The sequence below is a fragment of the Paracoccus sp. 228 genome, assembly GCF_000967825.1.
GTDB lineage: Bacteria > Pseudomonadota > Alphaproteobacteria > Rhodobacterales > Rhodobacteraceae > Paracoccus > Paracoccus marcusii.
Genome location: NZ_JYGY01000004.1, coordinates 158671 through 184590 on the forward strand (window position 1 = coordinate 158671; position 25920 = coordinate 184590).

Genomic DNA, 25920 nt, shown 5'->3' on the forward strand with positions numbered 1-25920 from the left:
CCCTAGCGTGCGGCCCCGCTGCGGGGTCGCGCATAGGTCGTCGCCGGGCGCCGGGTGGATGACGCCACGGATCCGCTTGGCACCGCATCCTGATGCGCCACAACGCGCAGGGCTGGCCGCGACGGCTGCTGTTGCTGCGAATCGGCCAGGATTCGCGGCAGCTGCAGACAGCTTTTCTCCGACAGCATGGTCACGTTCAGGGCATGGCGCAGGTTGCCGACGGTCCGAGTTTCCAGTTCGACCAGATCACCGGGCTGGGGCCATTCGCCGGGCCCGGCGAAATTCGCGGTTCCCTGCAGATAGGCCAGCGTTGCTTGATCTTCGCACCAGATGATCGCCTTTTCACGCGACCCGCTGCTCCATACGACAACCCCGATCATGGGCGCCCCTTCATAGAAAAGGCGCCGAAGCGCCGGATGGTATCGATTCAAGGATCTGTCTTGTGCAAACCTTTGCCGACTAAAGCAGAAAACCGCCGGTATGCCAGCTTTTTCCTTTCACCACGTGAATTTTATTGCAGCCGGAGGTTGTCGCGTTGCGGCGCAGGCACAACCCCACCACCAGCCCTAGCGGATGCGCCCCGCCTGCACGTCGGCCACCGCGCGGCGGACCTGCGCCAAGCGTTGCGCTCGTGCCGGGTGGGTGCCCAGGACGTGGTTTCCGGGGTCGGGGATTCGCTGGAACAGGCCCGAACCGGAGATCGGGTCATAGCCCGCGTTCAGCGTGATGATCGCGCCAAGATAGTCCGCCTCCAGCTCCCATTCCTTGGAATAGTAGCGTGCACCGACCGATGCACCGATCTCCTGTGCGCGGGCGATGGCACCGGTGTCGCCGCCATAGGCGGAGGCCAGGCTGCCAAGGACGACGGCCGCGGCGGTGGCCGCCCCGGACTTGCGATCCAGGTGGTTCAGGATGTGGTGCGCGGCCTCGTGCCCCACGACAAAGGCGATCTCGTCCGGGTTCTGGGTCTGCGCGATCAGTGACAGGGTAAAGCCCACGACCGGGCGCCCGTTGCGGTCGACGGTCTGGAACGCGTTCGGCTCCAGCCCCGGGCGGTCGTCGACGACGAACAGGAAATCGCAGCTGATCGGCGCGGTGCGGCGGTTCAGGCAGTCCTGGCGGACGGCGGGCTCCATCCGGCGCATCACCTGGACAAAGCTGCGCGCAGCGCCGTCCGGCGTTGCCGCGTGCGGGGCCGACGGGGCCGGCAGGACCGGGACCTGCGGGACGGGCGCGGGGATGGGGGCGGTGCCGGGCGCGGGCAGCGGCGCACAGCCAGCGACGGCCACTGCCGCGATCAACCCTGCCAGCCAGCTGCGCGCCATCATCTGTCCCATCGTCCCTGCCCTGTTGCGCCGCCCCGGCGTCGGCGCGATCCTGTCGGCGCAGAATACCCCCTGCCCGTCCGGCGTAAACCCCGACCGCTTGCCGCAGCCCCCCTTTCACGCGATTGTCGGGCCTTTCCCAAGGAGATTCGGATGTTCACCATCGAACACGACTTCGACGCGACCGTGATCACCCTGATCGACGAGGCCGAGGCCCAGACACGCCCGCTGAACGAGGACGTCGTCATCCTGGGCTTTGACGACCGGGTGATTCTGGAACAGATGAGCGATGACGGCGAAGAGGTCGTGCGCATCACCCTGTCCATGCATCAGCTGACCGAACTGCGCCTTGCGCTGAACCTGCCCGAGGGCAATTACCGCATCGAAAAGGAAGGCTGACCGCCCGCCCGCGGCCAGCCTCTCGGCTACCGCCCCTGATCTTACAGGAGATCCGCATGGACCACCGCAACGACGCCGCCCTGCAGTTTCTGGCCACCCGCCGGTCCCACCCGCCCAAGATGATGACCGGCCCGGGCCCGGACCCTGACCAGCTGGCCGATCTGCTGACCCTGGCGGCCCGCGTGCCCGATCATGGCAAGCTGGAGCCGTGGCGCTTTGTCGTGCTGGGCCGCCAGACCCTGGATGCGATGGCGCCGCCGTTGCGCGACGCGGTCCTGGCCGCGGGGCAGGATCAGGCGGCGGCGGACAAGGCGGCCTCGGCCATGGCATCGCCGGTGATCGTGGCGGTGGTCTTCTCCCCGGTCGACAGCCCCAAGGTTCCCGAATGGGAGCAGGTCCTGTCGACGGGCGCGCTGTGCCTGGGGCTGGTCAACGCGGCGCTGGCATCCGGTTGGGGCGCCGCCTGGCTGACGGGCTTTGCGGCGCTGGACCAATCCTTTGCGCGGGCGCATCTGGGCATCGCGGCGCATGAGCGCGTCGCGGGGCTGATCCATATCGGCACCCGCGGCGCGCAGCCCCCGGAACGCCCGCGTCCCGACATCGCCGCCAAGACCGAGTGGCGTCCATGATGCCCCTTCGTGCCCTGCTGCGGGGCTGGGCCGACCTGCTGCGCCCGTCGGTGCTGCGGCTGGTGCTGCTGGGCATCGGGCTGACGCTGGTGCTGTTCGTGGCCCTGCAGGCGGCGATCTTCTGGGCGCTGCGGCTGTGGCTGCCGGGCGGGGTCACGCTGCCCTGGCTGGGCCAGATCGAGTTCGGTCAGGTGCTGTCCTGGGGATCGCTGGCGCTGTTTCCGGTGATGGGGATCTTCCTGATGGCCCCGGTCGCCGCCGGTTTTGCGGGCCTCTTCGCGGAAACCGTTGCCGAAAAGGTCGAGGCGATCCATTACCCGGACCGCCGCGGCACGTCGCTGGACTTCTTCGACGGGCTGCTGGAATCCGTGGCGGTCGTGCTGGCGGTCCTGGGGGTGCTGGTGATCAGCCTGATCCTGACGCCCTTCATCGGCCCCTTTGCGCCCCTGCTGTTCCTGGGTGCGAACGGCTGGCTGCTGGGGCGCGAGTTCTTTCAGATGGCCGCCCGTCGACACCTGGACGAAGGCCCGGCCAGCGACCTGCGCCGCGCCCATTCGGCGCGCGTAACCCTGACGGGCGTGCTGGTCGCGGTGGGCCTGGTCATCCCCGTGGTCAACATCGCCGTGCCGCTGCTGGCGGCGGCGGCCTTCACCCACCTGTTCCAGATGATCAGCGGATCCACTGGTCCAGGTTCGAGATATCCGCGCGCGTGATCACGCCGCCCAGGATGATCCACGCCAGCACGGCCCAGATGGCGCTGGTGATGGCCGTGGTCCAGATCAGCTTGCGCCGCCAGTTCACGCCCGACGGCGCGCCCGCATGGGTGCCGGGAATGACCTCTCCGGCATCGGCCTGACTGCGCTGCCCGATGGGCATGACGCAGAACAGGGTCAGGAACCACAGCGAGGCGAACAGAACGATACCGCCGGTCAGGTTCATCAGATTTGCTCCAGTTCGATCAGGCAGCCGTTGAAATCCTTGGGGTGCAGGAACAGCACGGGCTTGCCATGGGCGCCGATCTTCGGCTCTCCGGTGCCCAGGACGCGGGCGCCTTGTGTCTTCATGTGGTCGCGCGCGGCGATGATGTCATCCACCTCGAAGCACATGTGATGGATGCCGCCCGACGGGTTCTTGTCCAGGAACCCGCGGATCGGGCTGTCGTCGCCCAGGGGGTACAAAAGCTCGATCTTGGTGTTCGGCAGCTCGATGAACACGACGGTCACGCCGTGGTCGGGTTCGTCCTGGGGCGGGCCGACCGTGGCCCCCAGGGTGGTCTGGTACTGTGCCGCCGCCGCCTGCAGGTCGGGGACGGCAATGGCGACATGGTTCAGGCGACCGATCATCGTCACATCCTCCGTTTCAGGCGGTTCTAAGCCTTGGGCGCGCCGCGGGAAAGGAAAAGCATCGCCGTTAACCGGTTCTTAGCGAATCGGGGCTTAACTGGGCGTGAAGACGTGGATGGGGACACAGACATGCTGACGGATATCACGGCCGACACGCCCAAGCCCTTGCCGCAATGGCGTTTGTCGCTGCCCAACAGACCGCTGACAGGCCTGACGGTGCTGGTGATCGAGGATTCGCGCTTTGCCAGCGAGGCCGTGCGGCTGCTGTGTCTCAAGTCCGGTGCGCGGATTCGCCGCGCGGATTGCCTGCGGTCCGCGGCGCGTCATCTGCGCAGTTATCGTCCGGCGGTGGTGGTGATCGACCTGGGCCTGCCCGATGGCGACGGGGTCGCGCTGATCGCCGAACTGCACGCCGCCGAACTGCGGGTGCCGGTGATCCTGGCGATGTCCGGCGATCCCGACCGTGCGTCCGAGGCGCTGGCGGCGGGTGCGGACGGGTTCCTGCCCAAGCCGGTCGAGAGCCTGGCGGTGTTCCAGCAGGCGATCCTGCGGGTGCTGCCCGCCGATACCGGGGCGATGACGCTGCGGGCGCTGCCCGACGACGTGATCCAGCCCGACCCCTCGGGCCTGCGCGACGATCTGGCCCATGTGGCCGAGGTGCTGTCCAGCGCCCATGACACGACTGAGATCGACTATATCGCCCGCTTCCTGGCCGGCGTCGCCCGCTCGGCGCACGACCCCGCGCTGGAGGCTGCGGCCACCGCCCTTGCGCGCGACTATAACGCGGGCCACGCGCTTGCGACGGATCTGGCCCGCATCAGCGGCATGGTCCAGGACCGCCTGTCCCGCGTGGCCGAGATGTAGGATCAGGCGGTCATCCGCGGATCGGACCCCATGTCCAGTCCGGGAAAGACCGACCCCTCCAGGGTGGCACGATCGATGCCGAACTTGGCGTGCATCGCCCAGGCCGCATAGGCGCGAATGTCGCGCAGCGGCATCAGGTCGCGCCCGTCGTACAGGTCGCCCTCTGCCAGACCCGGCCAATCGCCCATCATCCGCCCGCCGCGCACGGCGCCCCCCGCCACCAGCAGCGTGCCCCCGGTGCCGTGATCGGTCCCCGCCGATCCGTTCTCGCGGACGGTGCGTCCGAACTCGGTCATCGCCATGACGGTGGTGCGGTCCCAGTTCGCGCCCAGATCCGCCTTCAGCGTCAGGATCGTGTCGGCCAGCCGCCCCAGCATCCGCGGCAGCGACCCCGCCTGCCCCGCATGGGTGTCCCACCCGCCGATGGAAAAGCTGGCGATCCGCGTCTGGCCGTTCAGGCGGTCCGCGGCAAAACGCGCGATCTCCAGGTGGTCCTGTCCCGGCTTGCCGGTGGCAAGGTCCGGCGACAGGCTGGCCACGATCTCCATCGCCTGCGCACTGGCGTCGCGGAACAGCGGGTCATCGTGATAGATGCGCGTCAGCAGCTGCTCGGCCTGCGGGCTGAGGTCCATCTGCGCCTTGGGGGTCCAGCTTTTGGCCGGGGCCTGCCCCTGCAGGATGCGCATCTGCGAGACCCCTACAGAATAGGCGGTCTCCGACGCCTGCCCCGGCATCGCCTGCAGCAGCCGGTTCAGCCAGCCGTCCTGCTGGGCATCCAGGTCCAGGTCGGTGCCGGTGCCGGCCTCCAGCATGGTCTGGCCGTCGAAATGGCTGCGCTTGTCGCGATAGGGCGTCGAGACAGCGGGCGCGAAGGCCAGCTGCCCGGCCTGCCACAGCGGCAAAAGGTCCGACAGGCCCGGATGCAGCGCAAAGAACCCGTCCAGATCGGTGGCGCCGTGATCGGGTCCAAGCGACAGGGTCTGGCGCAGCCCCCGAAGTGCGGGGTCGCCATAGGGCTGAAACGCGTCCAGCCCGTCCATCGCGCCGCGCAGGATGATGACCACCAGGCGATTGTCGCCCGGCGCCGCCGCGAAGGTCGCCGACGACAGCAGCGGATGCGCGGCGGCCGAACAGCCGATCAGCGCCGTCGATTTCAGGAACAGCCGCCGAGACAGCATCGCGTCACCTCCGGTTGAAATCGGCCGAGGCCAGGATCAGGGCCACGCCCTCGGCCTGGCTTTCGGCGCGCGGGACCGCCCAGGACAGCGCCTCGGACGCAGTGTCGCCCAAGGCCGCACGCAGCAGCTGGCGCGCGTCGGGCAGCGGGTCGGTCAGCCGCGACGGCGCGCTCAGCGCCCAGGTGATGCGCATCGCCAAGCCCTGCGGGCTGGCCCAGGCCGCCTGATCCTCGGGCCAGCCATCGGGCCCCAGGGGGCTGCCCCAGGCCTGCCCCATGGCGGTCATCGGTTGCATCAACAGACGCTGCAGCTGGCCCGGCTTCATGTCGCGGACCTGCCGCCCGTCGACGCCAAGGCCGCGCAGGGCGGCCACCAGAAAGTCGAAGGGCTGCCGCATCTTCCGGCGGAACTGCTGCCGCAACTCCGGCGCCTCTGCCAGCGCCAGGTTCATCGCGCCCAGATCGCCGCTCGTATCGGCGAACACGGCCGCCAGCCGGTCGACCAGCGGCTGCGGCGGTTCGTCCGCGACGAAATGCACGGCCATCTTGCGGGCGATATGCCGGGCGGTCGCAGGATGGCGGGCCAGATCGGCGATGACCCCGCGAATATCGTCCAGACTGGCGCGACCCCCGCCATAGCGGACGCCCAGAACCGTCTCGACCCCCGGTTCGGCCTGGCCGGGACGGAAGATGCCCGTCTGCCGGGGGTGATAGGCCAGTCCGGTCAGCAGTTCGGCCAGCTGCGTCACGTCCTGCTGGGAGTAATCGGCCCCCACGCCAAGGCTGTGCAGCTCGATCATCTCGCGCGCCAGGTTCTCGTTCAGTCCCAACGGCTTGTCAGGATTCCTGCGCGCGCGGGCCGAGTTGGGGCCGACCGACCGGTCCTGATCCAGATAGCGAACCATCGCCGGATGGGTTTCGGCCGCCAGCATCATGTCGGCGAACCGACCGGTCAGATGCGGACGGATCGCATCCTGCACAAAGGCGTCGGTCATCAGGTTCCAATAGACCGTGCCACCGGTGACGGTGAAATGATCGGCCCAGAACCAGACCAGACGTTCCCCAAAGCCGGAAGGGTCATCGACTGCGCGCGCAAAACGGTTCTGGATCGCCGCACGATAGATGCCGCCCAGCCTGCGCCGATAGGCAACATCGCGATCGCGGGCGGCAGGATCGCCGGCGCGGGCGGCGGCGCCAAGGTCAAGGCCCTTGTCCTGCCAGGCGCGGACCTTGTCCAGCGTCACGGCCTCCGACCCGAACCGCGTGGACGCCGCAACCGATGCCGCCATTCCCGACGGGTCGGCGGGCGGTGTCAGGCGCGGCGACAGGCCGAAGCCAAGGCGGATCGCGGCGATTTCAGCATAGGACGGCATCGGGCGACAGGCTCCGGCTGGTGCTGCTATGCAGCATCATGCCATGCCCGCCGCCCGGGGTCAGGTCACTCTTTCGGCAACGCGCGCAGACGCAGGTCGCGCATCTGTTCGTTGGTAGGCTCTGACGGGGCGCCCATCATCAGGTCCTCGGCGCGCTGGTTCATCGGGAACATGATGACCTCGCGGATGTTCTGCTCGTCCGCCAGCAGCATCACGATGCGGTCGATGCCCGCGGCACAGCCCCCGTGCGGCGGCGCGCCATAGCGGAACGCCTTGACCATGCCGCCGAACCGCTTTTCGACCTCGGATGCCGGATAGCCGGCCAGCTCGAACGCCTTGAACATGATCTCGGGCTTGTGGTTGCGGATCGCGCCGCTGATCAGCTCATAGCCGTTGCAGGCCAGGTCGTACTGGTATCCCAACACCTCCAGCGGGTCGCCGCTCAGCGCCTCCATCCCGCCCTGCGGCATGCTGAAGGGGTTGTGGCTGAAGTCGATCTTGCCGTCGTCGGTCTTCTCGTACATCGGGAAATCGACGATCCAGGCGAACTTGAACTGGTTTTCGTCGATCAGGCCCAATTCACGGCCGATTTCCGTACGGGCGCGGCCCGCGACGGCCTCGAACTGGTCGGGACGGCCGCCCAGGAAGAAGGCCGCATCACCCTCGGCCAGGCCCAGCTGCGTGCGGATCGCCTCGGTCTTCTCGACGCCAAGCGCCTTGGCGATGGGACCGGCAGCCTCGGTCGTGCCGTCCTCGGCCTTGCGCCAGAAGATGTAGCCCATGCCGGGCAGGCCCTGCTGTTGCGCGAAGGCATTCATGCGGTCGGCGAACTTGCGGCTGCCGCCGGTCGGCGCGGGAATGGCGCGGACCTGCGTGCCCTCCTGCTCCAGCAGCTTGGCAAAGATGCCGAAGCCCGACCCGCGGAAGTGATCGCTGACCACCTGCATCTCGATCGGGTTCCGGAGGTCCGGCTTGTCGGTGCCGTATTTCAGCAGGCTCTCGGCATAAGGGATCAGCGGCCAGTCGGCGTCCACGCGGCGGCCGCCGCCGAACTCCTCGAACAGGCCCTGGATCACCGGCTGGACGGTGGCGAAGACGTCCTCCTGGCGGACGAAGGACATCTCCAGGTCCAGCTGATAGAAGTCGGTCGGGCTGCGGTCGGCGCGCGGGTCCTCGTCGCGGAAGCAGGGGGCGATCTGGAAATACTTGTCGAAGCCCGCGACCATGATCAGCTGCTTGAACTGCTGGGGCGCCTGCGGCAGGGCATAGAACTTGCCCGGATGCAGCCGCGATGGCACCAGGAAGTCACGCGCGCCCTCGGGGCTGCTGGCGGTGATGATCGGCGTCTGGAATTCGGTGAAGTTCTGGTCCCACATGCGGTTGCGGATCGACCGCACCACCTTGGAGCGCAGCATGATGTTGTTGTGCAGGCTTTCGCGGCGCAGGTCCAGAAAGCGATAGGCCAGCCGCGTTTCCTCGGGATAGTCCTGATCGCCAAAGACCGGCAGGGGCAGTTCGTCCGCGGGGCCCAGCACCTCGATCTCGGTGGCATAGACCTCGACCTCGCCGGTGGGCAGCTTGGCGTTGACCAGCGACGCGTCACGCATCTTGACCCGGCCGTCGATGCGGATGACGGTCTCTGCCCGCAGCTTGTCCATCGCGGCAAAGGCCGGGCTGTCGCTGTCGGCCAGGACCTGCGTCATGCCGTAATGGTCGCGCAGGTCGACGAACAGCACGCCCCCGTGGTCGCGGACCCGGTGGACCCAGCCCGACAGGCGGACGGTGGTTCCGGCATCGGCGGCCTTCAGGTCGCCGCAGGTATGGCTGCGATAGGCGTGCATGAGCGTTTTCCCCAGTTTTTCAGCCCCCGCACAAAGCGCGGGCCGGGCGGGAAGTCAACCTCTTAGAGCAGGCCTTCAGAACGGCCGCACCACGTTGCCGCTGTAGAAATAGACGCCCATGCCGACGGCGAACAGCACGTTCCCGGCCACCGCGTGCAGCGCCCAGGCCGCCGGAAAGCCGTGCCGCAGATAGGCGCGCGCGAAGAACCAGCCGCCCACGAAGGTCATGATCGCCACGATCCAGGACCAGTACATCAGATGCGCGAACGAAAAGATGGCGGCGTTCAGCGCGATGGCCGCCCGCCCCTGGGGCAGGATCGCGCCGTAGCGGTGAAAGAACAGCGGGCGGAAGATCAGCTCCTGCGGCAGCGCCGACAGGATCGGATAGAAGGTCCAGATGACCAGCAGGAATTCGGGCCGGTTACGGGGGATGGAGAACAGCGCCTCGGGGCGCATCCAGGCCAGGATCAGCCAGCCCGCCGCCAGCGTCGCCAGCGCGATGCCCGCCAGCTCCTGCCACGGCATCCGCCGCCAGCCCCGCACCAGCACCCGCCAGCGGAACCCGCCGGTGATCCACAGCAGCGCCATCCCGGCCAGGCTGAACACCGCCAGCGCGGTGAACAGCTGATCGGGCGGCAGGAACAGTGCGATGGCCAGCGGCGCCCCGACATAGAGCGCCGCGAACTCGACCTGCAGCCAGCGCCGCGGGGCTAGCGAACCAGACGCGCCTGCAACCATCGCGCCCAATCCGCAGCAGAGCCCGCAAAGGCGTTGATGTCCGTGTCACCGCGAATGCCCGGAACGATGCCCGTGCCGGTATACTGCCAGAACGTCCAGCGCTGGCCCGGATAGGTGACACTGGGATGATCCGCGACCGAGCGCAGCCAGAACTCGGCGTTCATGCGGCCCATCTGGTTCTCGCGATAGAAATCGACGGTGGTGTAGATGATCGGGCGCTGGCCGTAATGACGGCCGACGATCTGCATGAACACCTCGGCCTCGCGCAGCACCTCGGCGGCCGGGGGGCGACGGGGGCAGTTGCGCGAATTGGTCCATTCCATGTCCAGGACGGGCGGCAGCGATCCGGCCTCGCGTGGGACGTTCTGGATGTACCAATAGGCGTTCTCGGCGCCCGAGCGGCAGAAATAGTAGAAATGATAGGCGCCCCGCGGGATGCGGGCCTGCGCGGCCTCGTACCAGTACCGGCGGAAGTTCGGATCGGCGTGATCGCCCCCCTCGGTCGCCTTGATGAAGGCGAAGCTGATGCCCGCGCCGCGCACCCGGTTCCAGTCGATGTCCCCCTGCCAGCGCGAGATGTCGATGCCGTGCACCGCATGCCCATAGGGCGCGCCGTTGCGCCACTGGTGCGGCGCGCGGTCGCCCAGCTGCGGGTTCGCCCCGGGTCCGGGCGCGACCTGATAGCCGCCGGGCGCCTGCCCCCGCGGTGGCGTCCGTCCGCAGGAGACGGCGAATGTCACCACCGCCAACCCCAGCAACAGCTTTGTCAGAAATCTCATGCCTGCCCCTTCTTCTGTCCGAAGATACCGCCCGCGGCGCTTTGCGCGCCATTCTGTGGCCGTTATCTCAAACCCGTGAGGCAATGTCATCGGCCCAAGCCGGTCACGGTTGCGTCAGAAGAACGCCCGGACCGTTTCGGGTCCGGGCGCGGGGAATGCGGAATGTGGGCGCGGCTCAGTTCGCGGGCGCGGGGGCGTCGTCGCCTGCGGGCCGGTCGGCGGTGCCGGTGGGGGCGGTGGTGGCATCGGCCGGGGTGTCCGCGCCGGGCGTGGTGGGTTCGCCGACATCCTCGCCCAGGCCCTCGGCATCGCTGATCGGCGTGTCGGCGGGCGGGGCGGTCGTGGCGATGCCGTCTTCCTGTTCGTCCACGCCGGGCGTGAAGACGAAGAACACCAGTGCCGCCACGACCAGCGCGACGATGATGGCGATAATCGCGGGCTTGTGGTTGCGCGCGGCTTTTTCCGGCTCGTGGTTGTGGGACATGGGATCACTTTCCTGTTGGACTCGCAAGGAAACGTGGCCGGGGGTGGGCGGTTCCGCAACAGCTTGGCAAACCCCGCGCCCGTCTGCCATGAAGGCCCGACACACGCCCCGATCAGGACCCGCGCCGATGACCGATCCCACGCTGCCCCCCGGACTAGTCGCGGACGGACCTGCGACAGCACGCCGCGCCTTCGTCACCCTGGTCAGCAATGCCGCCTACCTGCCCGGCGCCGAGGCGCTCCTGCGTTCCCTCAGGCTGACCAGGACCTCCGCCGATCTGGCGGTGATGCATCGCGGCCTTGATGCGGATGCGCTGGCGCGCCTGTCCGCGCTTGGCGCCCGGCTGATCCGGGCCGACCTGCTGCCCACGTCGGACGCCTTCGACCAGGCCCATGCCCGCAACGCGCTGCATGCACGGGCCGCATTCCTCAAGGGCGGAAAGCCGGATTTCCACACCCCCTTGGACAATTTCATCAAGCTGCGCCTGTGGCAGCTGGACTACGACGCCTGCGTCTTCATCGACGCCGACGCGATCGTGCTGCGCCCGGTCGACAAGCTGTTCGATTTCCCAGAATTCTGCGCCGCGCCTAATGTCTATGACGGGCTGGACGGGTTCGGCCGGATGAATTCGGGTGTCTTCACCGCACGCCCTGATCCCGCGACCTTCGCCGCGATGATGGCCCGTCTGGACCGGCCGGGCGCCTTCTGGCGGCGCACGGACCAGACCTTTCTGCAGGAGTACTTTCCCGACTGGCAGGGGCTGTCGATCCACCACAATCTGCTGCAATACGTCTGGACGCACATGCCGCAGCTTTGGGACTGGACCCAGATCCGCATCCTGCATTTCCAGTACGAAAAGCCTTGGCAGGATCACCCCAAGGCCGACAGTCTGCGCCCGCTGATCGACCTGTGGCGCCAGATCGCGGCGGGCGGACCCATGCCCGACCTGAACGCCCTGCCCGGCCCGCCCGCCTGATGCGCGTGGCCCTGACCGGCGCGTCTGGGATCGTCGGGCGCTATGCCGCGCGCGCCCTTGGCCGGGCGGGCCACGACGTCACGCCCCTGGACCGGGCGCATGGCTGGGCGTTGGGCGACCCTGCGCCGCTGCAGGGCCATGATGCCCTGATCCACTGTGCCTTCGCCCACGCGCCGGGCCGCTATCGCGGCGGAGAGGGCGACGACCCCGCGGCCTTCATCGCTGCCAACCTGGACGGTACGCGTGCCCTGTTCGATCAGGCCGTGCGGCAGGGGGTCGGGCGGGTGCTGTTCCTGTCCTCGCGCGCGGTGCATGACGGTCATCCGCCGGGGATGCGCCTGCCCGACGACCTGCCCGCCGCGCCGACCACGCTCTACGGCCAGGTCAAGGCCGGGGCAGAGGCGCATCTGACATCGCTGCCACTGGCGGGCTGCGCGATCCGTGCGACCGGCGTCTATGGTCCCGGCCCCGCGCATAAATGGCGGACGTTGTTCGTCGATTACCTGTCCGGTCGCCCCATCGCCCCGCGCATCGCGACCGAGGTTCACGCCGCCGACCTCGCCCGGGCGCTGGTCCTGCTTCTGTCGACGGGGGTGCTGCCATCCACCGTCAACTGCAGTGATCTTGTGCTGGATCATCACGACCTGCTGGCGATCGTCCGCGACGCCACCGGCAGCCGTCACCCGTTGCCCCCGCGTGCCGATGCGTCACGCCTGCGCGTTCCGGACTGCACGGCACTGATCGGCGCCGGATGGCAACCCGGGGGTGATCGCCTGCTGCGCCACACGATCCGTCGACTGCTGCGGGACTAGGTCACGGATCAGCGATGCCTTCGGGGGGTCCGGGGGGCAGCGCCCCCCGGCGTCGCGGGACGCAATCAGCCTCGCCGGATCGACGCCATTCCCAGCACCCGCGCCCGCTTGCGCGGATCGCTGTCGAACAGCGCCGCCAGCTGCTCGGTGATCGCCCCGGCCAACTGCTCCGCATCGGTGATCGTCACGGCCCGCTGATAATAGCGGGTGACGTCATGGCCGATGCCGATCGCCAGCAGCTCGACGGCGCGGCGCTTCTCGACCATGGCGATCACGTCGCGCAGGTGGCGTTCCAGGAAGTTGGCAGGGTTGACCGACAGGGTGCTGTCATCGACCGGCGCGCCGTCCGAGATCACCATCAGGATCTTGCGTGCCTCGGGGCGGCGGGTCAGGCGCTTGTGCGCCCATTCCAGCGCCTCGCCGTCGATGTTCTCCTTCAGCAGCCCCTCCTTCATCATCAGCCCCAGATTGGGGCGGACGCGGCGCCAGGGCGCATCGGCGGACTTGTAGACGATGTGGCGCAGGTCGTTCAGGCGGCCGGGCTGGGCCGGACGGCCCGCGGCCAGCCACGCCTCGCGCGACTGCCCGCCCTTCCAGGCGCGCGTGGTAAAGCCCAGGATCTCGACCTTGACGTTGCACCGCTCCAGCGTGCGGGCCAGCACGTCGGCGCAGATCGCCGCGATGCTGATCGGACGCCCGCGCATCGACCCGGAATTGTCGATCAGCAGCGTCACGACCGTGTCGCGGAACTCGGTGTCCTTCTCGATCTTAAAGGACAGCGGCATGGTCGGGTTCGCCACCACACGGGCCAGGCGGCCGGCGTCCAGGACGCCCTCCTCCTTGTCGAACTCCCAGCTGCGGTTCTGCTGGGCCTGCAGGCGGCGCTGCAGCTTGTTGGCCAGGCGGCTGACGACCCCGCGCAGGGGCTCCAGCTGCTTGTCCAGATAGGCGCGCAGGCGCTCCAGCTCGGCGATGTCGGCCAGATCCTCGGCCCGGATCTCCTCGTCCCAGGTCTGGGCAAAGACGCGGTAATCGGGGCTGGCCTCGCTGACCGGGGGCGGCAGGTCGGGCGGGCTGTCCTGATCGGGCATCTCCGCCTCGTCCGCCATCTCGTCCTCGGCGGTGTCGTCCATGCCGACCTGGGCCTGGCGCTCGTCCTGGGTCTGCTCCTGGCTGCGCTCGGGGCTGGCGTCGCTCTCCTCGCTGTCGTCCTGATCCTGCGATTCGCTGTCGCCGGATTCCTCGTCCTGCTCGGCGTTCTCGTCGCTGTCGTCATCCTCGGGCTGGTCCGGATCCTCGCCCAGCTGGTCGCCATAGCCCAGGTCGGTGATGATCCGCCGCGACAGCCGAGAGAACGCGGCCTGATCCGCCAGCGCATCGTTCACGTCCGCCAGCGCCCCCGAGGCCTGGCTCTCGACAAAGGGCCGCCACAGGTCGGCGACATGCTGCGCGCCCGGGGGCAGCGCACGCCCGGTCGCCGCCTGGCGCAGGATGTAACCCGCCGCCACCGACAGCGGCGCATCGGCCGGGGCCTTGATCTGGGCATAGCCCTTCTTGTCGGCCTCGGCGCCGATCTTGGCGTCGATGTTGGACAGCGCCCCCGGCATATCCCGCGCGCCAAGCGCCTCGCAGCGCGCGGTCTCCAGCGCCTCGTACAGCTCGCGGGCCATCGGGCCCGCGGGGGAATAGCGGGCATGGGTGCCCGCATCGTGGTGGCGCATCCGCATGGCCAGCGCGTCGGCCGTGCCGCGCGCCAACAGCACCTCGTCGCGGCCCATGCGGCGGCTGATCTGCGGCAGGCGCATCGTGTCGCCCGCAACCCCGGCCGGGTCCGCGCTGAAGGTCACGTTCAGTTCGTGTTCGCCCGCCAGCGCGCGCGTCGCCTCGGTCAGGGCCTTCTTGAACGGGTCGGCGGGGTTGTCGGATTTCTTCATCTGCGGATGGCCCCCTTGGCCGCGCGGGCCTCAGCCCGCCTTGGCGGCTGCGCTTTCCGGCAATTCCTCGTCGAACAGGCGCTGATAGAACTCTGCCACGGTCTGGCGCTCCAGCTCGTCGCATTTGTTCAGGAAGGTCAGGCGGAACGCGTATCCCACGTTGTCGAAGATGCGCGCGTTCTGCGCCCAAGAAATGACCGTGCGCGGGCTCATGACCGTGGACAGGTCGCCCTGCATGAAGGCAGTCCGCGTCAGGTCGGCCAGCGTCACCATCTGGTTGATGGTCTTGCGGCCCTTCTCGGTGTTGTAATGCGGCACCTTGGCCAGCACGATCGCGGCCTCGGCGTCGTGACGCAGATAGTTCAGCGTCGCGACCAGCGACCAGCGGTCCATCTGGCCCTGGTTGATCTGCTGGGTGCCGTGATAGAGGCCGGTCGTGTCGCCCAGGCCCACCGTGTTGGCGGTGGCGAACAGGCGGAAATAGGGGTTCGGCGTGATGACCTCGTTCTGGTCCAGAAGCGTCAGCTTGCCGTCGGCCTCCAGCACGCGCTGGATCACGAACATCACGTCCGCGCGGCCCGCGTCGTATTCGTCAAAGACGATCGCGGTCGGGTTCCTCAGCGCCCAGGGCAGGATGCCCTCGTGGAACACGGTGACCTGCTTGCCGTCGACCAGCTTGATCGCGTCCTTGCCGATCAGGTCGATCCGGCTGACATGGCTGTCCAGGTTCACGCGCACGCAGGGCCAGTTCAGGCGCGCCGCGATCTGTTCGATATGGGTGGACTTGCCCGTCCCGTGATAGCCCTGGACCATGACGCGGCGGTTGTAGGCAAAGCCTGCCAGGATCGCCATCGTCGTGTCGGGATCGAACTTGTAGGTGCTGTCGATCTCGGGGACGCGATCCGTGCGGTCGGCAAAGCCCTTGACCTTCATGTCGCTGTCCAGACCGAACACCTCGCGCAGGTCGATCTCTTCGGTGGGTTTCGCGTTCATGTCCAGCATCGGCCCTAGCCCTTTCCATCACATCGGCGCATTGATCGCGCATTCGGGGAACGGGTGCAAGGCACGGCGCGGGCGGCCGCCACCCCGTGCGCGCGTTGACGCGCGAGGGTGTGCTTCATAAGGTGCCCACAACCCTTGGAAGGATGCCCCGGTTTTGACAGACGCACGCCGTTCCGAACTGGAAACCCTGATCGCCCGCACCGCCATGGGTGATCGCGACGCCTTTGACCGCCTGTACGACGCGACATCGGCCAAGCTGCACGCCGTGTGCCTGTCGGTCCTCAAGGACCGCCCCGAGGCCGAGGAGACCCTGCAGGAGGTCTATATCCGCGTGTGGCAAAGCGCCGCGCGCTATGCCTCGAACGGGCTGTCGCCGATGACCTGGCTGATCACCATCGCCCGCAACCGATCCATCGACAGGCTTCGCGCCCGCGGATCACGACCGGTGACCGCGCCCGAAGATGCCGCGGCCTTCGTCGCCTGCAGCGCGCCGGGTCCCGAATCGGCGACGATCATGGCCCAGGAACGCCGCATGCTGGACGACTGCCTGGCCAGGCTGGCCGAGGCGCAGGCGGGCGCCGTGCGTGCCGTCTACCTCGAGGGGGTCAGCTATGCCGACCTGGCCGCGCGCGAGGGGCTGCCCATCAACACCGTGCGCAGCTGGCTGCGCCGCAGCCTGCTGCGACTGAAGGATTGCGTAAGCCAATGACCGACGACGCCCCGCTGACCCCGTCCCAGGAAGACCAGGCGCTGGCGGCCGAGCTGGCGCTTGGCCTCTTGGACGGACCCGAGGCCGCCGCCGCGACGGCCCGCATGTCTACCGACCCGGATTTCGCCCGCATCGTCCACGACTGGTACGAACGCATGGCCGGCATCGCCGAGGCGCTGACCCCGGTCATGGCCCCTGCCCGCGCACGCCAGGCGATCCGCGAGCGGTTGGGCCACGTCACCCCGCCCCTGGCCAACGACCCGACCGAACGGCGGGCCTGGTGGCGCGGTCCGATGGGCGCGCTGGCCGGGCTGCTGGCCGTCGCCGCGACCGCCGCGGTCCTGTGGCTGCCCGGGCTGCAGCAGCCCGCCGCCCCCGCCTATCAGGCACAGCTTGCGACCCAGGATCAGGCCCTGCGCGTCGCTGCCCGCATCGACGGGCGCGACATGGAGATCGCGCTGGAAAGCGGCGCCGCCCCCGATGACCGCGACTGGGAGATCTGGTGGGTGAAACCCGACGGCTCGGCCCCGGTATCGATCGGGCTGGTCCCGCGCGACGGCACCCTGCGCATGACGCTGCCGGACGGGCTGGATCCCTCGGCGGACATCCAGATCGCGCTGTCGGACGAACCGGCGGGCGGATCGCCGACCGGCCAGGCGACCGGGCCGGTCGTGGCCATCGCGCCGCTCACGTCCTTGTGATCGCGGATTGACCGGGGGGTTGCGCAACTAACCCGCGCCTGCCGCGTGTTTGGGACTGTCGGGCGCAGAAATGCCGCCCAGAACCAAAACCGGAGGAAGTCCATGACCACCCGCTTTACCAAAGTCGGCGCTTCGATCATCGCTGCCACCATCGCGCTTGGCGCACCGGCCTTTGCCCAGAACACCATGGTGGGCGGCGCCGAGATGTTCCCGAACCGCAACATCGTCGAAAACGCCGTGAACTCGGCCGACCACACCACGCTGGTCGCCGCCGTGCAGGCCGCGGGCCTGGTCGAGACGTTGTCGGGCCCCGGCCCCTTCACCGTCTTCGCCCCCACCAACGCGGCCTTCGAAAAGCTGCCCGACGGCACCGTCGAGGACCTGCTGAAGCCCGAGAGCCTGCAGACCCTGCAGACCATCCTGACCTGCCACGTCGTCCCGACCGAGGCGATGTCGTCCGCCGTGGGCCGCATGATCCAGCAGGGCGGCGGTTCGGCCGCGCTGGAGACCGTGGGCGGCTGCACGCTGACCGCCAGCATCCGCGCCAGCGACAATGCCCTGCAGATCACCGACGAGAACGGCAACGTCGCCACCGTGCTGATCCCCGACGTGGACCAGTCGAACGGCGTGATCCACTCGATCGACACCGTGCTGCTGCCGGCGTCCTAAGACGCCCCGCAGGACCTGCCGTCCCCCGACAGGCAGGTCATGGCCCGCGCAGTCCCCTCTGCGCGGGCCTTTTTGCATGCCGATCCGTGGGTGATGGTGAAACCGCTTGCCTCGACGCGCGTTGCCGGGTGCTGATGGGCTGCGGCACGGCGCCGCATCGGGCCAATTTCCGAAGGGACACTGCATGAGCGGGTTGATCGCGCTTCTTGACGACGTAGCGGCAATTTCAAAGGTGGCGGCGGCATCGATCGACGACGTGGCGGGCCAGGCGGCCAAGGCGGGCGCCAAGGCCGCGGGCGCGGTCATCGACGACGCGGCGGTGACGCCGAAATACGTCCACGGCTTCGACGCCAGCCGCGAGATCCCCATCGTCTGGAAGATCGCCCGCGGATCGCTGTTCAACAAGCTGGTGATCCTGCTGCCGGTCGCGCTGCTGCTGTCGGCCTTTGCGCCCTGGGCCATTCCGCCCCTGCTGATGCTGGGCGGCGCCTATCTGTGCTACGAGGGCGCGCACAAGGTCGCGCACCTGTTCCACAAGACCGACACCCATGACAGCGAAAAGCATACCCATCCCGACACCGACGGTGCCGCTTTGGAGGAGGCCCGCGTCGCCGGCGCCATCAAGACCGACTTCATCCTGTCGGCCGAGATCATGACAATCGCCCTGTCCACCATCCCGACCGACGACAGCCTGCTGATGAAGGCGGTCATCCTGGCGCTGGTCGCCGTGGCGATCACCGTCGCGGTCTATGGGTTCGTGGCGCTGGTGGTAAAGGCCGACGATGTCGGGGTGCACCTGGCACAGCGCCGCACCGGCGCCGTCGCCGCCCTGGGCCGCGGCATCGTCAAGGTCATGCCCGGCTTCATGAAGACGCTGACCGTGGTCGGCACCGCCGCGATGATCTGGGTCGGCGGGCAGATCATCGTGCACGGCCTGGAGCAGCTGGGCTGGGGGGCGCCCTATCACCTGATCCATGACTGGGCCGATGCCGCCGCCGCCGCCGTGCCCGCCGCCCCCGGCGTGGTCGCATGGGTCGTCACCGCCTTCTGCGACGGCGTCATCGGCCTGATCTTGGGACTGGCCCTGCTGCCGGTGGCGGCCAAGGTCATCAACCCGATCATCGGCGCGGTGATGGGGGCATTCGCGCAACTTCGTAAAAAACCGAACGCCAACGAAACCCGTTGACCCAAACCTCCCGACGTCACAAGACTGTCACATGAGCGTTGCGATGCTGTCGTGAACTGCCGATAGGCGGGGTCAGCATCGCAACTCTGTAAGGGAGGGAAGACAACATGATCCGATACGGAACCGCATCCGCGGTGGCGCTAGTGGCGTCGCTGACTGCCGCGCAGGCAGAAACGAACATCGAATGGTGGCACGCCATGGGCGGCGAGCTGGGCGCGAAGCTGGAGGAGATCGCCCAGGGCTTCAACGACAGCCAGGACGAATACACCGTCACCCCCGCCTACAAGGGCACCTACCCCGAGACGATGACCGCCGCGATCGCCGCGTTCCGCGCGAACCAGCAGCCCGCCATCGTCCAGGTGTTCGAGGTCGGCACCGGCACCATGATGGCCGCCCAAGGCGCCATCGTCCCGGTCCACGAACTGATGGAGCAGCACGGCCAGGCCTTCGACCAGGCGGCGTTCCTGCCGGCCGTCGTCGGCTATTACACCGATTCCGACGGCAACATGCTGTCGATGCCCTTCAACAGCTCGACCCCGATCCTGTACTACAACAAGACCGTGTTCGAGAAGGCGGGCCTGGACCCGAACACTCCTCCCAAGACCTGGGCCGAGCTGGAGCAGTTCAGCAAGCAGATCATGGAATCGGGCGCCGCGACCTGCGGCTTCACCACGCAATGGATTAGCTGGGCCCAGACCGAGAACCTGTCGGCGTGGCACAACCAGCCCATCGGCACGCTGGAGAACGGCTTTGGCGGTCTGGACGCGCGCCTGTCGCTGAACGGTCCCGTTCAGGTGAAGCACTGGGACAACCTCAAGCGCTGGTCCGACGAAGGCATCTTCAAGTACGGCGGCCCGGTGGGCGCCGACAACGCGGCCCCAATGCTGTACTCGCAGGAATGCGCGATGATGATGGGCAGCTCGGCCAGCCGTGCAGGCGTCATCGCCAACTCGACCGCCTACGAGGTCGGCTATGGCATGCTGCCCTATTACGACGACGTCGAGGGCGCGCCGCAGAACTCGATCATTGGGGGCGCCTCGCTGTGGGTGCTGTCGGGCAAGACGGACGAGGAATACGCGGCGACCGCGGCGTTCTTCGAATACCTGACCCAGCCCGAGGTGCAGGCCGATTGGGCGTCCTTCACCGGCTACCTGCCCATCACCGCCGCCGCGCGTGAGCAGATGGCCGGCTATTATGCCGAGAACCCCGGCGCCGACACCGGCATCAACCAGATCACCCTGAACGAGCCGACCGAGAACTCCAAGGGTCTGCGCTTTGGCAGCTATGTCCAGATCCGCGGCATCATCGACGAAGAGTTCGAACAGCTTCTGTCGGGCGACAAGGACGCGCAGGGGGCGCTGGACGCGGTCGTCAGCCGCGGCGACGCGCTGCTGGAAGAGTTCCAGGCGCAGAACCAGTAACCGCCCCACCCCCTTCGGCCGGGGCCGCGCATTACGCGCGGCCCCGGTCTTTTCCCGTTTTCGCCCCAAGGTCCCGCGATGAAGCGCACCATTTTCCGAAACCAGCTGCTGCCATGGCTGCTGCTGGCCCCCCAGCTGATCATCACCTTCATCTTTTTCCTGTGGCCCGCCGGTCAGGCCATCCGTCAAAGCTTTCTGCGCGAGGATGCCTTCGGCACCCGGACGACCTTTGTCGGACTGGAGAATTTCGCCCGCCTGTGGGGCAGCCCCGAATATCTCAACAGCCTGCAGGTGACGGCGGTCTTCGCCATCTCGGTCACGGTGCTGTCGATGGGGCTGTCGCTGCTGCTGGCGATCGCGGTGGACCGGATGATCCGTAGCACGCGTGTCTATACGACGCTGCTGGTCTGGCCCTATGCGGTGGCCCCTGCGGTCGCGGGCATCCTGTGGTGGTTCATCTTCAACCCGACCATCGGCATCATGCCCTATCTGCTTGGGGGCTTGGGCTATGACTGGAACCACATCCAGGACAAGGGCGACGCCATGACGCTGGTCGTCATCGCCAGCGCATGGAAACAGATCAGCTACAACTTCCTGTTCTTCCTGGCAGGGCTGCAGGCGATCCCGGCCAGCCTGCGCGAGGCCGCGGCCATCGACGGGGCGGGTCCGGTGCGGCGCTTCTTCGACATCACCTTTCCGCTGCTGTCGCCGACCACGTTCTTCCTGCTGGTGGTCAATATCGTCTATGCGATGTTCGACACGTTCGGCGTGATCGACGCCACGACAGAGGGCGGCCCGGCACAGGCCACCAACATCATGGTCTACAAGGTCTATTTCGACGGCTTCGTCGGGCAGAACCTGGGCTCGTCCGCCGCGCAGTCGGTGGTCCTGATGGCGCTGGTCCTGGTGCTGACGGTGATCCAGTTCCGGTTCGTTGAGAAGAAGGTGGCCTACTGATGATCGAGAACCGTCCCTTCCTGAACCTGGCCGCCCACCTGACGCTGATCCTGGGCGTCTGTGTCGTGGCGCTGCCGGTCTGGGTGGCCTTCGTGGCCTCGACCCACAGCGCGACCGCCTTCATGTCGGGCACCATCCCGATGTGGCCGGGCGACCAGATGATCCAGAACTACAGCCAGATGCTGGGCGCGGGCGTGTCCACCAGCGGCACGCCCCCGGTCGGCGTGATGATGTTCAACAGCCTGGTCATGGCGCTGGCCATCGCCATCGGCAAGATCGTCATCTCGGTCCTGTCGGCCTTTGCGGTGGTCTATTTCCGCTTTCCGCTGCGCGGCCTGGCCTTCTGGTGCATCTTCATCACGCTGATGCTGCCGGTCGAGGTGCGCATCGTGCCCACCTTCCAGGTGGTCGCCGATCTGGGCATGCTGAACAGCTATGCCGGCCTGTCGATCCCGCTGATCGCGTCGGCCACGGCCACGTTCCTGTTCCGCCAGGTCTTCCTGACCATCCCGGACGAGCTGACCGAGGCCGCCCGCATTGACGGCGCCGGACCCATGAAGTTCTTTCGCGACATCCTGCTGCCCTTGTCGCGCACCAATATCGCAGCCCTGTTCGTGATCCTGTTCATCTATGGCTGGAACCAGTATCTCTGGCCGCTGCTGATCACGACCAGTTCGGATTATTACACCATCGTTGCGGGGATTAAGCGCATGGCGGATGCCGTGGACGGTCTGCCGCAATGGCACCTGGTCATGGCGACCGCGATGCTGGCGATGATCCCACCCGTGATCGTGGTGGTCGCCATGCAGCGCCTGTTCGTCAAAGGTCTTGTCGAGACGGAGAAATAAGATGGCATCCATCACCCTCAACAATGTCGGCAAGGTCTATGCCGGCGGCGCCCGCGCCGTGGGCGGCGTCAATATCGACATCGCGGATGGCGAATTCCTGGTCCTGGTCGGCCCGTCGGGCTGCGGAAAATCCACGCTGCTGCGCATGGTCGCGGGGCTGGAGAGCATCACCGAGGGCGAGGTCCGCATCGGCGACCGCGTGGTCAACGAGATCGAGCCCGCCGATCGCGACATCGCCATGGTGTTCCAGAACTATGCCCTGTACCCGCACATGTCGGTGCGACAGAACCTGGCATACGGCCTGAAGAACCGGGGCACCCCAAAAGCCGAGATCGAACGCCGCGTGGGCATCGCCTCGGACATCCTGCAGATCGGCCCGTTCCTGGACCGCAAGCCGCGCGCCCTGTCCGGTGGTCAGCGCCAGCGCGTTGCCATGGGCCGCGCCATCGTGCGCGAACCGGCCGCGTTCCTCTTCGACGAGCCGCTGTCGAACCTGGACGCGAAACTGCGCGTCGCCATGCGCCTTGAGATCAAGGAGCTGCAGAAGCGCCTGCGCACGACCTCGATCTATGTGACCCACGACCAGCTGGAGGCGATGACGCTGGCCGACCGGCTGGTGGTGCTGAACGGCGGGCAGATCGAACAGATCGGCACGCCGCTGGAGGTCTATCGCCGCCCGGCATCGGCCTTCGTGGCCAGCTTCATCGGCAGCCCGGCCATGAACCTGATCGAGGCCAGCGCCGTCCCGCACCTGCCCGGAACCGGGCATGCGGGCCATGTGGGCATCCGCCCCGAGGATCTGAGCGTCACCGCCGACGGCCCGATCGAGATGTCGGTGCTGGCGGTCGAGGAACTGGGCGCGCAGCGGCTGGTCCACGGCAAGACCGGCGATGCCCGCATCACCATCACCCTGCCGTCCGATGCCCCCCTGTCCGATCACATGCGCCTGTCCTATCGCCCCGGCGGGCTGCACCTGTTTGACAAGGTCAGCGGCAAGCGCATGGACTGACGTGAATGAAACGTGAACATCTGACCCTTGCGGGTCGGGCGTTCCATGCTACCTTGGGGTGAACCAACGCGGAAAGGTCGCCCCATGTGCCTGTCGTTCGGCTGCTCTCACCACAATCCCATCGCCTGCATCGTGCCGCCCTATATGCTGCGGGTGCTGGCGCTGCGGGGTGACCCCGCGACGGCGGACATGGCGCGCACGCTGCTGCGCCATGACGAACAGCTGCGCGAGGAGCGCGCGGCCTGGGCCAGCCTGCCGCCCGCGCCGCAGGGCATCGCGCCCGATCCCGACCTGTGCTGCCCCGACCGGCGCATCCACGACGGCGAATTCCGCGCCGCCCTTCCCGGCCGCCTGGTCCGGGCCGAGGGCGACGCGCCGTCCGGCATCGCGGATGCCGACCTGGCCTATGACAGCGCCGGCCAAGTCTTCGCGATGTTCGCCGAGGAATACGGCCGCAATTCGCTGGACGGGCGGGGCATGCCGCTGGTGGCGACGGTCCAGCACCGCCGCAACTACAACAACGCCTTCTGGGACGGGCAGCAGATGGCCTATGGCACGGGCGACGGCAAGATCTTCCGGACCTTTCTGCAGCTGTCGGTCATCGCGCATGAGATGACCCATGGCGTCATCCAGCATTCCGGCGGGCTGATCTACGAGAACCAGTCCGGCGCGCTGAACGAACATGTGGCCGACGTCTTCGGCGCGCTGGCCGAACAGCGGGTGCTGGGCCAGACCGCGCATCAGGCCGACTGGCTGATCGGGCGCGGCATCCTGGGCGCGGGCATCAACGGCGTGGCGCTGCGCAGCATGAAGGCACCGGGCACGGCCTATGCCGACGACCTGCTGGGCACCGATCCCCAGCCCTGGCACATGGATCAGTTCAACACCACGACCGATGACAATGGCGGCGTGCACATCAATTCGGGCATTCCGAACCATGCCTTCTACCTGTTCTGCAGCTATCTGGGCGGCAACGCGTGGGAGCTGCCGGGCCGCATCTGGTACCGGACGCTGCAGGACCTGAACAATCCGATGGCCAGCTTTTCCGATTTCGCCGACCAGACCCTGCGCAGCGCGGCGGCACTGGCGGGCGCGGGCAGCCAACAGGCGCTGCTGCTGCGGCGCGCGTGGAAACTTGTGGGAATCGCGGTCTGATCCTATGATCCGCGGACCGGAGGACCGCATGATCATAGAGATCCGCAGCCATGGCGGCTTTGGCGGCATCACTGCCGCCACCTCGCGCCGCATCGACACCGACGCCCAGCCCGAACCCCGGGCGCAGGAGCTGTGCGCGGTTTTCCACCCCAAGGCGTTGGCCGACATGGCGGCCACCCCCTGTCCCGGCTGCCCGGACCGGATGCGCTATGCGATCACCGTGACGGACGCGACGGGCCCGCACGCCATCACCCTCTCCGAGGGCCAGATGCCCCCCGAGATGTTGGACCTGCTGGACGATCTTTAGATCCAGCCCTTCCAACGCAGGAACAGCCATGTCCCCAGGGTCGTCCCCCCCATCAGGATCAGGGCAAAGGCATAGCCCCAGGGTTCGTCCAGTTCCGGCATGTTCGTGAAGTTCATCCCATAGACGCTGGCGATCAGCGTCGGCGGCAGGAACAGCGCCGCGACGACCGACAGGATGCGGACCGTGTTGTTCTGTTGCAGGTTGATCAGGCCAAGCGTGGTGTCCACTGCCAGGCTGACCCGCCCGCCCAGGAAATCGGCGTGCACCTCCAGCGCCTGGATGTCGCGCATCTGGGCACGGGTGGCGGCGCGCAGGCGGCCCTCCTCGGGGCGGTCCTCCAGCGTGGCGGTATAGAACGCCTGCATCCGCTCGACCGTCAGCAGTGCCAGGCGGACGCGTGCCATCGTCTCGGCCTCGCGTCCGACATCCTGCAGCGCGGCCTGCAACCGGTCCGAGGCCGCGGCGACCGCGCGGCGTTCGAACACCGCGGAGGTGGTCTGGTCCAGCGTGCGGCCCGCCCCTTCCAGGATGTCGGCCAGCCGGGCGATGATCTCCTCGACAAGGCCCAGGAACAGGCGGTCGGGCGTGCCGCAGCCCAGGGTCGAGCGTTCGGCGCGTTCGGGATAGGTCAGGAACGGCCGCGGCGAATGGTGGCGCACCGTCACCAGCCGGTCCGTCGACAGGATGAACGTCACCGGCATCGAGATCCGGTCACCCCCGGCGCGCTCTCCCGGCAGCATCGCGGTCATGTAGTCCAGCCCGTCCTCGCGATAGAGGCGGTTGGACAGCTCGATCTCCTCCATCTCGGCCAGGCTGGGAACAGGCACGCCAAGCACGCGCAGCTGCGCGATCTCGGCGTCGTTCGGCTGGATCAGGTCAATCCATGCAGCGTCCGCGACATCGCGTTCTGCGGCAAGGCGCACCAGGCGACCGTTCTCGATGGAATAGGCGTAATACATGCGACGCTCCGGTCGGTTCGCCCCCGTGGTGCCCTACCGCGGACAAACGATCAAGCGGATGTGGAAAGGGGCGCCCCGGATGGGACGCCCCTGATCAGCCGTTGCGGCAGGGCGATCACTTGTCGCGATAGTAATCGTCGATCTCGCGGTCGGCCTCGTCCTTGGTCCAGCCGTATTTTTCCTGCAGCTTGCCGGCCAGCTTGTCCTTGTTGCCGTCAATCTGATCCAGCTCGTCGTCGGTCAGTTCGCCCCATTTGACCTTGGTCGCGCCTTTCAGCTGCTTCCATTTGCCTTCGATGATATCCCAGTTCATTTCCGCCTCC

30 protein-coding genes are annotated in these 25920 nt (G+C 67.7%); 16 read left to right on the top strand and 14 right to left on the bottom strand.

All coding sequences use genetic code 11. The features are described from left to right. Positions 1–2 precede the first annotated feature (2 nt). Both SY26_RS13705 and SY26_RS13710 read right to left on the bottom strand, forming a co-directional pair. Positions 3–380: a hypothetical protein gene (locus SY26_RS13705; RefSeq protein ID WP_064503566.1), complete on the bottom strand. Its 378-nt coding sequence runs from the start codon at positions 378–380 to the stop codon at positions 3–5. A 186-nt stretch (positions 381–566) separates the two neighbouring features. Next, on the bottom strand, positions 567–1337 hold the full coding sequence (locus SY26_RS13710; protein WP_232303352.1) for a M48 family metalloprotease: 771 nt from the start codon (positions 1335–1337) through the stop codon (positions 567–569). Between the two features lie 141 nt (positions 1338–1478). Here SY26_RS13710 and SY26_RS13715 point away from each other — a divergent pair, with 141 nt between their 5' ends. From SY26_RS13715 to SY26_RS13725, 3 genes are read left to right on the top strand one after another with little or no spacing between them, the layout of a single operon-like run. Then, positions 1479–1724, top strand: coding sequence for a hypothetical protein (locus tag SY26_RS13715; RefSeq protein WP_042246064.1), 246 nt, complete (start codon positions 1479–1481; stop codon positions 1722–1724). A gap of 56 nt (positions 1725–1780) precedes the next feature. Then, on the top strand, positions 1781–2353 hold the full coding sequence (locus SY26_RS13720; RefSeq protein ID WP_046000977.1) for a nitroreductase: 573 nt from the start codon (positions 1781–1783) through the stop codon (positions 2351–2353). Further along, the gene (locus SY26_RS13725; protein ID WP_232303353.1) at positions 2350–3066 is read left to right on the top strand and encodes an EI24 domain-containing protein; all 717 of its coding nucleotides are present in this window, start codon (positions 2350–2352) and stop codon (positions 3064–3066) included. The genes SY26_RS13720 and SY26_RS13725 overlap by 4 nt, the downstream gene beginning before the upstream one ends. On the opposite strand, the gene SY26_RS13730 is transcribed toward SY26_RS13725, so the two are convergent. Next, complete coding sequence (locus SY26_RS13730; protein ID WP_045981605.1) at positions 3023–3292, bottom strand: DUF1467 family protein; 270 nt, start codon at positions 3290–3292, stop codon at positions 3023–3025. The two genes, SY26_RS13725 and SY26_RS13730, sit on opposite strands and share 44 nt — an antisense overlap. Then, positions 3292–3696 (bottom strand): methylmalonyl-CoA epimerase, encoded by a 405-nt coding sequence (gene mce / locus SY26_RS13735; RefSeq protein WP_042246072.1) that lies wholly within the window; start codon positions 3694–3696, stop codon positions 3292–3294. The genes SY26_RS13730 and mce overlap by 1 nt, the downstream gene beginning before the upstream one ends. 129 nt (positions 3697–3825) lie before the next feature. Here mce and SY26_RS13740 point away from each other — a divergent pair, with 129 nt between their 5' ends. Further along, positions 3826–4560, top strand: coding sequence for a response regulator (locus tag SY26_RS13740; protein WP_081994695.1), 735 nt, complete (start codon positions 3826–3828; stop codon positions 4558–4560). 2 nt (positions 4561–4562) lie between these two features. Here SY26_RS13740 and SY26_RS13745 read toward each other — a convergent pair whose 3' ends face one another. The 6 genes from SY26_RS13745 to SY26_RS13770 all read right to left on the bottom strand — a co-directional run bounded on the left by SY26_RS13745 (position 4563) and on the right by SY26_RS13770 (position 10952). Further along, positions 4563–5738, bottom strand: a complete 1176-nt coding sequence (locus SY26_RS13745) for a DUF1501 domain-containing protein (protein ID WP_046000978.1) — start codon at positions 5736–5738, stop codon at positions 4563–4565. A gap of 4 nt (positions 5739–5742) precedes the next feature. Continuing rightward, positions 5743–7110 (bottom strand): DUF1800 family protein, encoded by a 1368-nt coding sequence (locus SY26_RS13750; RefSeq protein WP_046000979.1) that lies wholly within the window; start codon positions 7108–7110, stop codon positions 5743–5745. Positions 7111–7175: 65 nt separating this feature from the next. Beyond that, positions 7176–8951, bottom strand: a complete 1776-nt coding sequence (gene aspS / locus SY26_RS13755) for an aspartate--tRNA ligase (RefSeq protein WP_046000980.1) — start codon at positions 8949–8951, stop codon at positions 7176–7178. A 75-nt stretch (positions 8952–9026) separates the two neighbouring features. Further along, positions 9027–9689 carry a CPBP family intramembrane glutamic endopeptidase gene (locus SY26_RS13760; protein WP_046000981.1) on the bottom strand — a complete coding sequence of 221 codons (663 nt, stop codon included), beginning with the start codon at positions 9687–9689 and terminating at the stop codon, positions 9027–9029. Next, entirely contained in the window at positions 9662–10468 is an 807-nt protein-coding gene (locus SY26_RS13765) for a GH25 family lysozyme (RefSeq protein WP_157020502.1), read from the bottom strand. The genes SY26_RS13760 and SY26_RS13765 overlap by 28 nt, the downstream gene beginning before the upstream one ends. Positions 10469–10643: 175 nt before the next feature. Further along, positions 10644–10952: a tripartite tricarboxylate transporter TctB family protein gene (locus SY26_RS13770; protein ID WP_045981610.1), complete on the bottom strand. Its 309-nt coding sequence runs from the start codon at positions 10950–10952 to the stop codon at positions 10644–10646. A gap of 127 nt (positions 10953–11079) precedes the next feature. Between SY26_RS13770 and SY26_RS13775 the strand changes: the two genes are divergently transcribed. Together SY26_RS13775 and SY26_RS13780 are read left to right on the top strand one after the other, a co-directional pair. Further along, entirely contained in the window at positions 11080–11928 is an 849-nt protein-coding gene (locus SY26_RS13775) for a glycosyltransferase (RefSeq protein ID WP_046000982.1), read from the top strand. Continuing rightward, positions 11928–12740: an NAD(P)-dependent oxidoreductase gene (locus SY26_RS13780; protein ID WP_046000983.1), complete on the top strand. Its 813-nt coding sequence runs from the start codon at positions 11928–11930 to the stop codon at positions 12738–12740. The genes SY26_RS13775 and SY26_RS13780 overlap by 1 nt, the downstream gene beginning before the upstream one ends. Positions 12741–12805: 65 nt before the next feature. On the opposite strand, the gene cobT is transcribed toward SY26_RS13780, so the two are convergent. Together cobT and cobS are read right to left on the bottom strand one after the other, a co-directional pair. Further along, the gene (cobT, locus tag SY26_RS13785; RefSeq protein WP_046000984.1) at positions 12806–14674 is read right to left on the bottom strand and encodes a cobaltochelatase subunit CobT; all 1869 of its coding nucleotides are present in this window, start codon (positions 14672–14674) and stop codon (positions 12806–12808) included. A gap of 30 nt (positions 14675–14704) precedes the next feature. Then, positions 14705–15676: a cobaltochelatase subunit CobS gene (gene cobS, locus SY26_RS13790; RefSeq protein WP_045981614.1), complete on the bottom strand. Its 972-nt coding sequence runs from the start codon at positions 15674–15676 to the stop codon at positions 14705–14707. A 154-nt stretch (positions 15677–15830) separates the two neighbouring features. Between cobS and SY26_RS13795 the strand changes: the two genes are divergently transcribed. From SY26_RS13795 to SY26_RS13840, 10 genes are all read left to right on the top strand, one after another. Continuing rightward, positions 15831–16385, top strand: coding sequence for a sigma-70 family RNA polymerase sigma factor (locus tag SY26_RS13795; RefSeq protein ID WP_045981615.1), 555 nt, complete (start codon positions 15831–15833; stop codon positions 16383–16385). Further along, on the top strand, positions 16382–17086 hold the full coding sequence (locus tag SY26_RS13800; protein WP_046000985.1) for an anti-sigma factor domain-containing protein: 705 nt from the start codon (positions 16382–16384) through the stop codon (positions 17084–17086). Before SY26_RS13795 ends, SY26_RS13800 begins: the two co-directional genes overlap by 4 nt. A 102-nt stretch (positions 17087–17188) precedes the next feature. Then, on the top strand, positions 17189–17755 hold the full coding sequence (locus SY26_RS13805; RefSeq protein WP_046000986.1) for a fasciclin domain-containing protein: 567 nt from the start codon (positions 17189–17191) through the stop codon (positions 17753–17755). 184 nt (positions 17756–17939) lie between these two features. Further along, positions 17940–18941, top strand: coding sequence for a DUF808 domain-containing protein (locus SY26_RS13810; RefSeq protein WP_046000987.1), 1002 nt, complete (start codon positions 17940–17942; stop codon positions 18939–18941). Positions 18942–19048: 107 nt separating this feature from the next. Further along, positions 19049–20362, top strand: coding sequence for a sn-glycerol-3-phosphate ABC transporter substrate-binding protein UgpB (gene ugpB, locus SY26_RS13815; protein ID WP_046000988.1), 1314 nt, complete (start codon positions 19049–19051; stop codon positions 20360–20362). Between the two features lie 78 nt (positions 20363–20440). Continuing rightward, positions 20441–21319, top strand: a complete 879-nt coding sequence (ugpA, locus tag SY26_RS13820; protein ID WP_045981620.1) for a sn-glycerol-3-phosphate ABC transporter permease UgpA — start codon at positions 20441–20443, stop codon at positions 21317–21319. Continuing rightward, positions 21319–22167, top strand: coding sequence for a sn-glycerol-3-phosphate ABC transporter permease UgpE (ugpE, locus tag SY26_RS13825; protein ID WP_046000989.1), 849 nt, complete (start codon positions 21319–21321; stop codon positions 22165–22167). Before ugpA ends, ugpE begins: the two co-directional genes overlap by 1 nt. Before the next feature lies 1 nt (position 22168). After that, positions 22169–23176, top strand: a complete 1008-nt coding sequence (locus SY26_RS13830; RefSeq protein WP_045981622.1) for a sn-glycerol-3-phosphate import ATP-binding protein UgpC — start codon at positions 22169–22171, stop codon at positions 23174–23176. 84 nt (positions 23177–23260) lie between these two features. Then, positions 23261–24331 carry a M4 family metallopeptidase gene (locus SY26_RS13835; RefSeq protein WP_046000990.1) on the top strand — a complete coding sequence of 357 codons (1071 nt, stop codon included), beginning with the start codon at positions 23261–23263 and terminating at the stop codon, positions 24329–24331. A 28-nt stretch (positions 24332–24359) separates the two neighbouring features. Further along, positions 24360–24638 carry a protealysin inhibitor emfourin gene (locus tag SY26_RS13840; RefSeq protein ID WP_046000991.1) on the top strand — a complete coding sequence of 93 codons (279 nt, stop codon included), beginning with the start codon at positions 24360–24362 and terminating at the stop codon, positions 24636–24638. On the opposite strand, the gene SY26_RS13845 is transcribed toward SY26_RS13840, so the two are convergent. After that, positions 24635–25597 carry a magnesium transporter CorA family protein gene (locus SY26_RS13845; RefSeq protein WP_046000992.1) on the bottom strand — a complete coding sequence of 321 codons (963 nt, stop codon included), beginning with the start codon at positions 25595–25597 and terminating at the stop codon, positions 24635–24637. The genes SY26_RS13840 and SY26_RS13845 overlap by 4 nt on opposite strands. 115 nt (positions 25598–25712) lie before the next feature. Continuing rightward, positions 25713–25910, bottom strand: a complete 198-nt coding sequence (locus tag SY26_RS13850; protein ID WP_046000993.1) for a CsbD family protein — start codon at positions 25908–25910, stop codon at positions 25713–25715. Positions 25911–25920 lie beyond the last annotated feature (10 nt).

Excerpts from the sequence above, each read along its gene's own strand:
- SY26_RS13845 (WP_046000992.1), bottom strand. The coding sequence starts at position 25,597 with ATGTATTACGCCTATTCCATCGAGAACGGTCGCCTGGTGCGCCTTGCC.
- SY26_RS13770 (WP_045981610.1), bottom strand. The coding sequence starts at position 10,952 with ATGTCCCACAACCACGAGCCGGAAAAAGCCGCGCGCAACCACAAGCCC.
- ugpB (WP_046000988.1), top strand. The coding sequence starts at position 19,049 with ATGATCCGATACGGAACCGCATCCGCGGTGGCGCTAGTGGCGTCGCTG.
- SY26_RS13835 (WP_046000990.1), top strand. The coding sequence starts at position 23,261 with ATGTGCCTGTCGTTCGGCTGCTCTCACCACAATCCCATCGCCTGCATC.
- SY26_RS13780 (WP_046000983.1), top strand. The coding sequence starts at position 11,928 with ATGCGCGTGGCCCTGACCGGCGCGTCTGGGATCGTCGGGCGCTATGCC.
- SY26_RS13805 (WP_046000986.1), top strand. The coding sequence starts at position 17,189 with ATGACCACCCGCTTTACCAAAGTCGGCGCTTCGATCATCGCTGCCACC.
- SY26_RS13705 (WP_064503566.1), bottom strand. The coding sequence starts at position 380 with ATGATCGGGGTTGTCGTATGGAGCAGCGGGTCGCGTGAAAAGGCGATC.
- SY26_RS13745 (WP_046000978.1), bottom strand. The coding sequence starts at position 5,738 with ATGCTGTCTCGGCGGCTGTTCCTGAAATCGACGGCGCTGATCGGCTGT.
- SY26_RS13750 (WP_046000979.1), bottom strand. The coding sequence starts at position 7,110 with ATGCCGTCCTATGCTGAAATCGCCGCGATCCGCCTTGGCTTCGGCCTG.
- SY26_RS13800 (WP_046000985.1), top strand. The coding sequence starts at position 16,382 with ATGACCGACGACGCCCCGCTGACCCCGTCCCAGGAAGACCAGGCGCTG.
- cobT (WP_046000984.1), bottom strand. The coding sequence starts at position 14,674 with ATGAAGAAATCCGACAACCCCGCCGACCCGTTCAAGAAGGCCCTGACC.
- mce (WP_042246072.1), bottom strand. The coding sequence starts at position 3,696 with ATGATCGGTCGCCTGAACCATGTCGCCATTGCCGTCCCCGACCTGCAG.
- SY26_RS13715 (WP_042246064.1), top strand. The coding sequence starts at position 1,479 with ATGTTCACCATCGAACACGACTTCGACGCGACCGTGATCACCCTGATC.
- SY26_RS13775 (WP_046000982.1), top strand. The coding sequence starts at position 11,080 with ATGACCGATCCCACGCTGCCCCCCGGACTAGTCGCGGACGGACCTGCG.
- SY26_RS13760 (WP_046000981.1), bottom strand. The coding sequence starts at position 9,689 with ATGGTTGCAGGCGCGTCTGGTTCGCTAGCCCCGCGGCGCTGGCTGCAG.
- SY26_RS13710 (WP_232303352.1), bottom strand. The coding sequence starts at position 1,337 with ATGGGACAGATGATGGCGCGCAGCTGGCTGGCAGGGTTGATCGCGGCA.
- SY26_RS13850 (WP_046000993.1), bottom strand. The coding sequence starts at position 25,910 with ATGAACTGGGATATCATCGAAGGCAAATGGAAGCAGCTGAAAGGCGCG.
- SY26_RS13830 (WP_045981622.1), top strand. The coding sequence starts at position 22,169 with ATGGCATCCATCACCCTCAACAATGTCGGCAAGGTCTATGCCGGCGGC.
- ugpE (WP_046000989.1), top strand. The coding sequence starts at position 21,319 with ATGATCGAGAACCGTCCCTTCCTGAACCTGGCCGCCCACCTGACGCTG.
- SY26_RS13720 (WP_046000977.1), top strand. The coding sequence starts at position 1,781 with ATGGACCACCGCAACGACGCCGCCCTGCAGTTTCTGGCCACCCGCCGG.
- SY26_RS13840 (WP_046000991.1), top strand. The coding sequence starts at position 24,360 with ATGATCATAGAGATCCGCAGCCATGGCGGCTTTGGCGGCATCACTGCC.
- SY26_RS13725 (WP_232303353.1), top strand. The coding sequence starts at position 2,350 with ATGATGCCCCTTCGTGCCCTGCTGCGGGGCTGGGCCGACCTGCTGCGC.
- SY26_RS13730 (WP_045981605.1), bottom strand. The coding sequence starts at position 3,292 with ATGAACCTGACCGGCGGTATCGTTCTGTTCGCCTCGCTGTGGTTCCTG.
- SY26_RS13740 (WP_081994695.1), top strand. The coding sequence starts at position 3,826 with ATGCTGACGGATATCACGGCCGACACGCCCAAGCCCTTGCCGCAATGG.
- SY26_RS13810 (WP_046000987.1), top strand. The coding sequence starts at position 17,940 with ATGAGCGGGTTGATCGCGCTTCTTGACGACGTAGCGGCAATTTCAAAG.
- SY26_RS13765 (WP_157020502.1), bottom strand. The coding sequence starts at position 10,468 with ATGAGATTTCTGACAAAGCTGTTGCTGGGGTTGGCGGTGGTGACATTC.
- ugpA (WP_045981620.1), top strand. The coding sequence starts at position 20,441 with ATGAAGCGCACCATTTTCCGAAACCAGCTGCTGCCATGGCTGCTGCTG.
- cobS (WP_045981614.1), bottom strand. The coding sequence starts at position 15,676 with ATGCTGGACATGAACGCGAAACCCACCGAAGAGATCGACCTGCGCGAG.
- aspS (WP_046000980.1), bottom strand. The coding sequence starts at position 8,951 with ATGCACGCCTATCGCAGCCATACCTGCGGCGACCTGAAGGCCGCCGAT.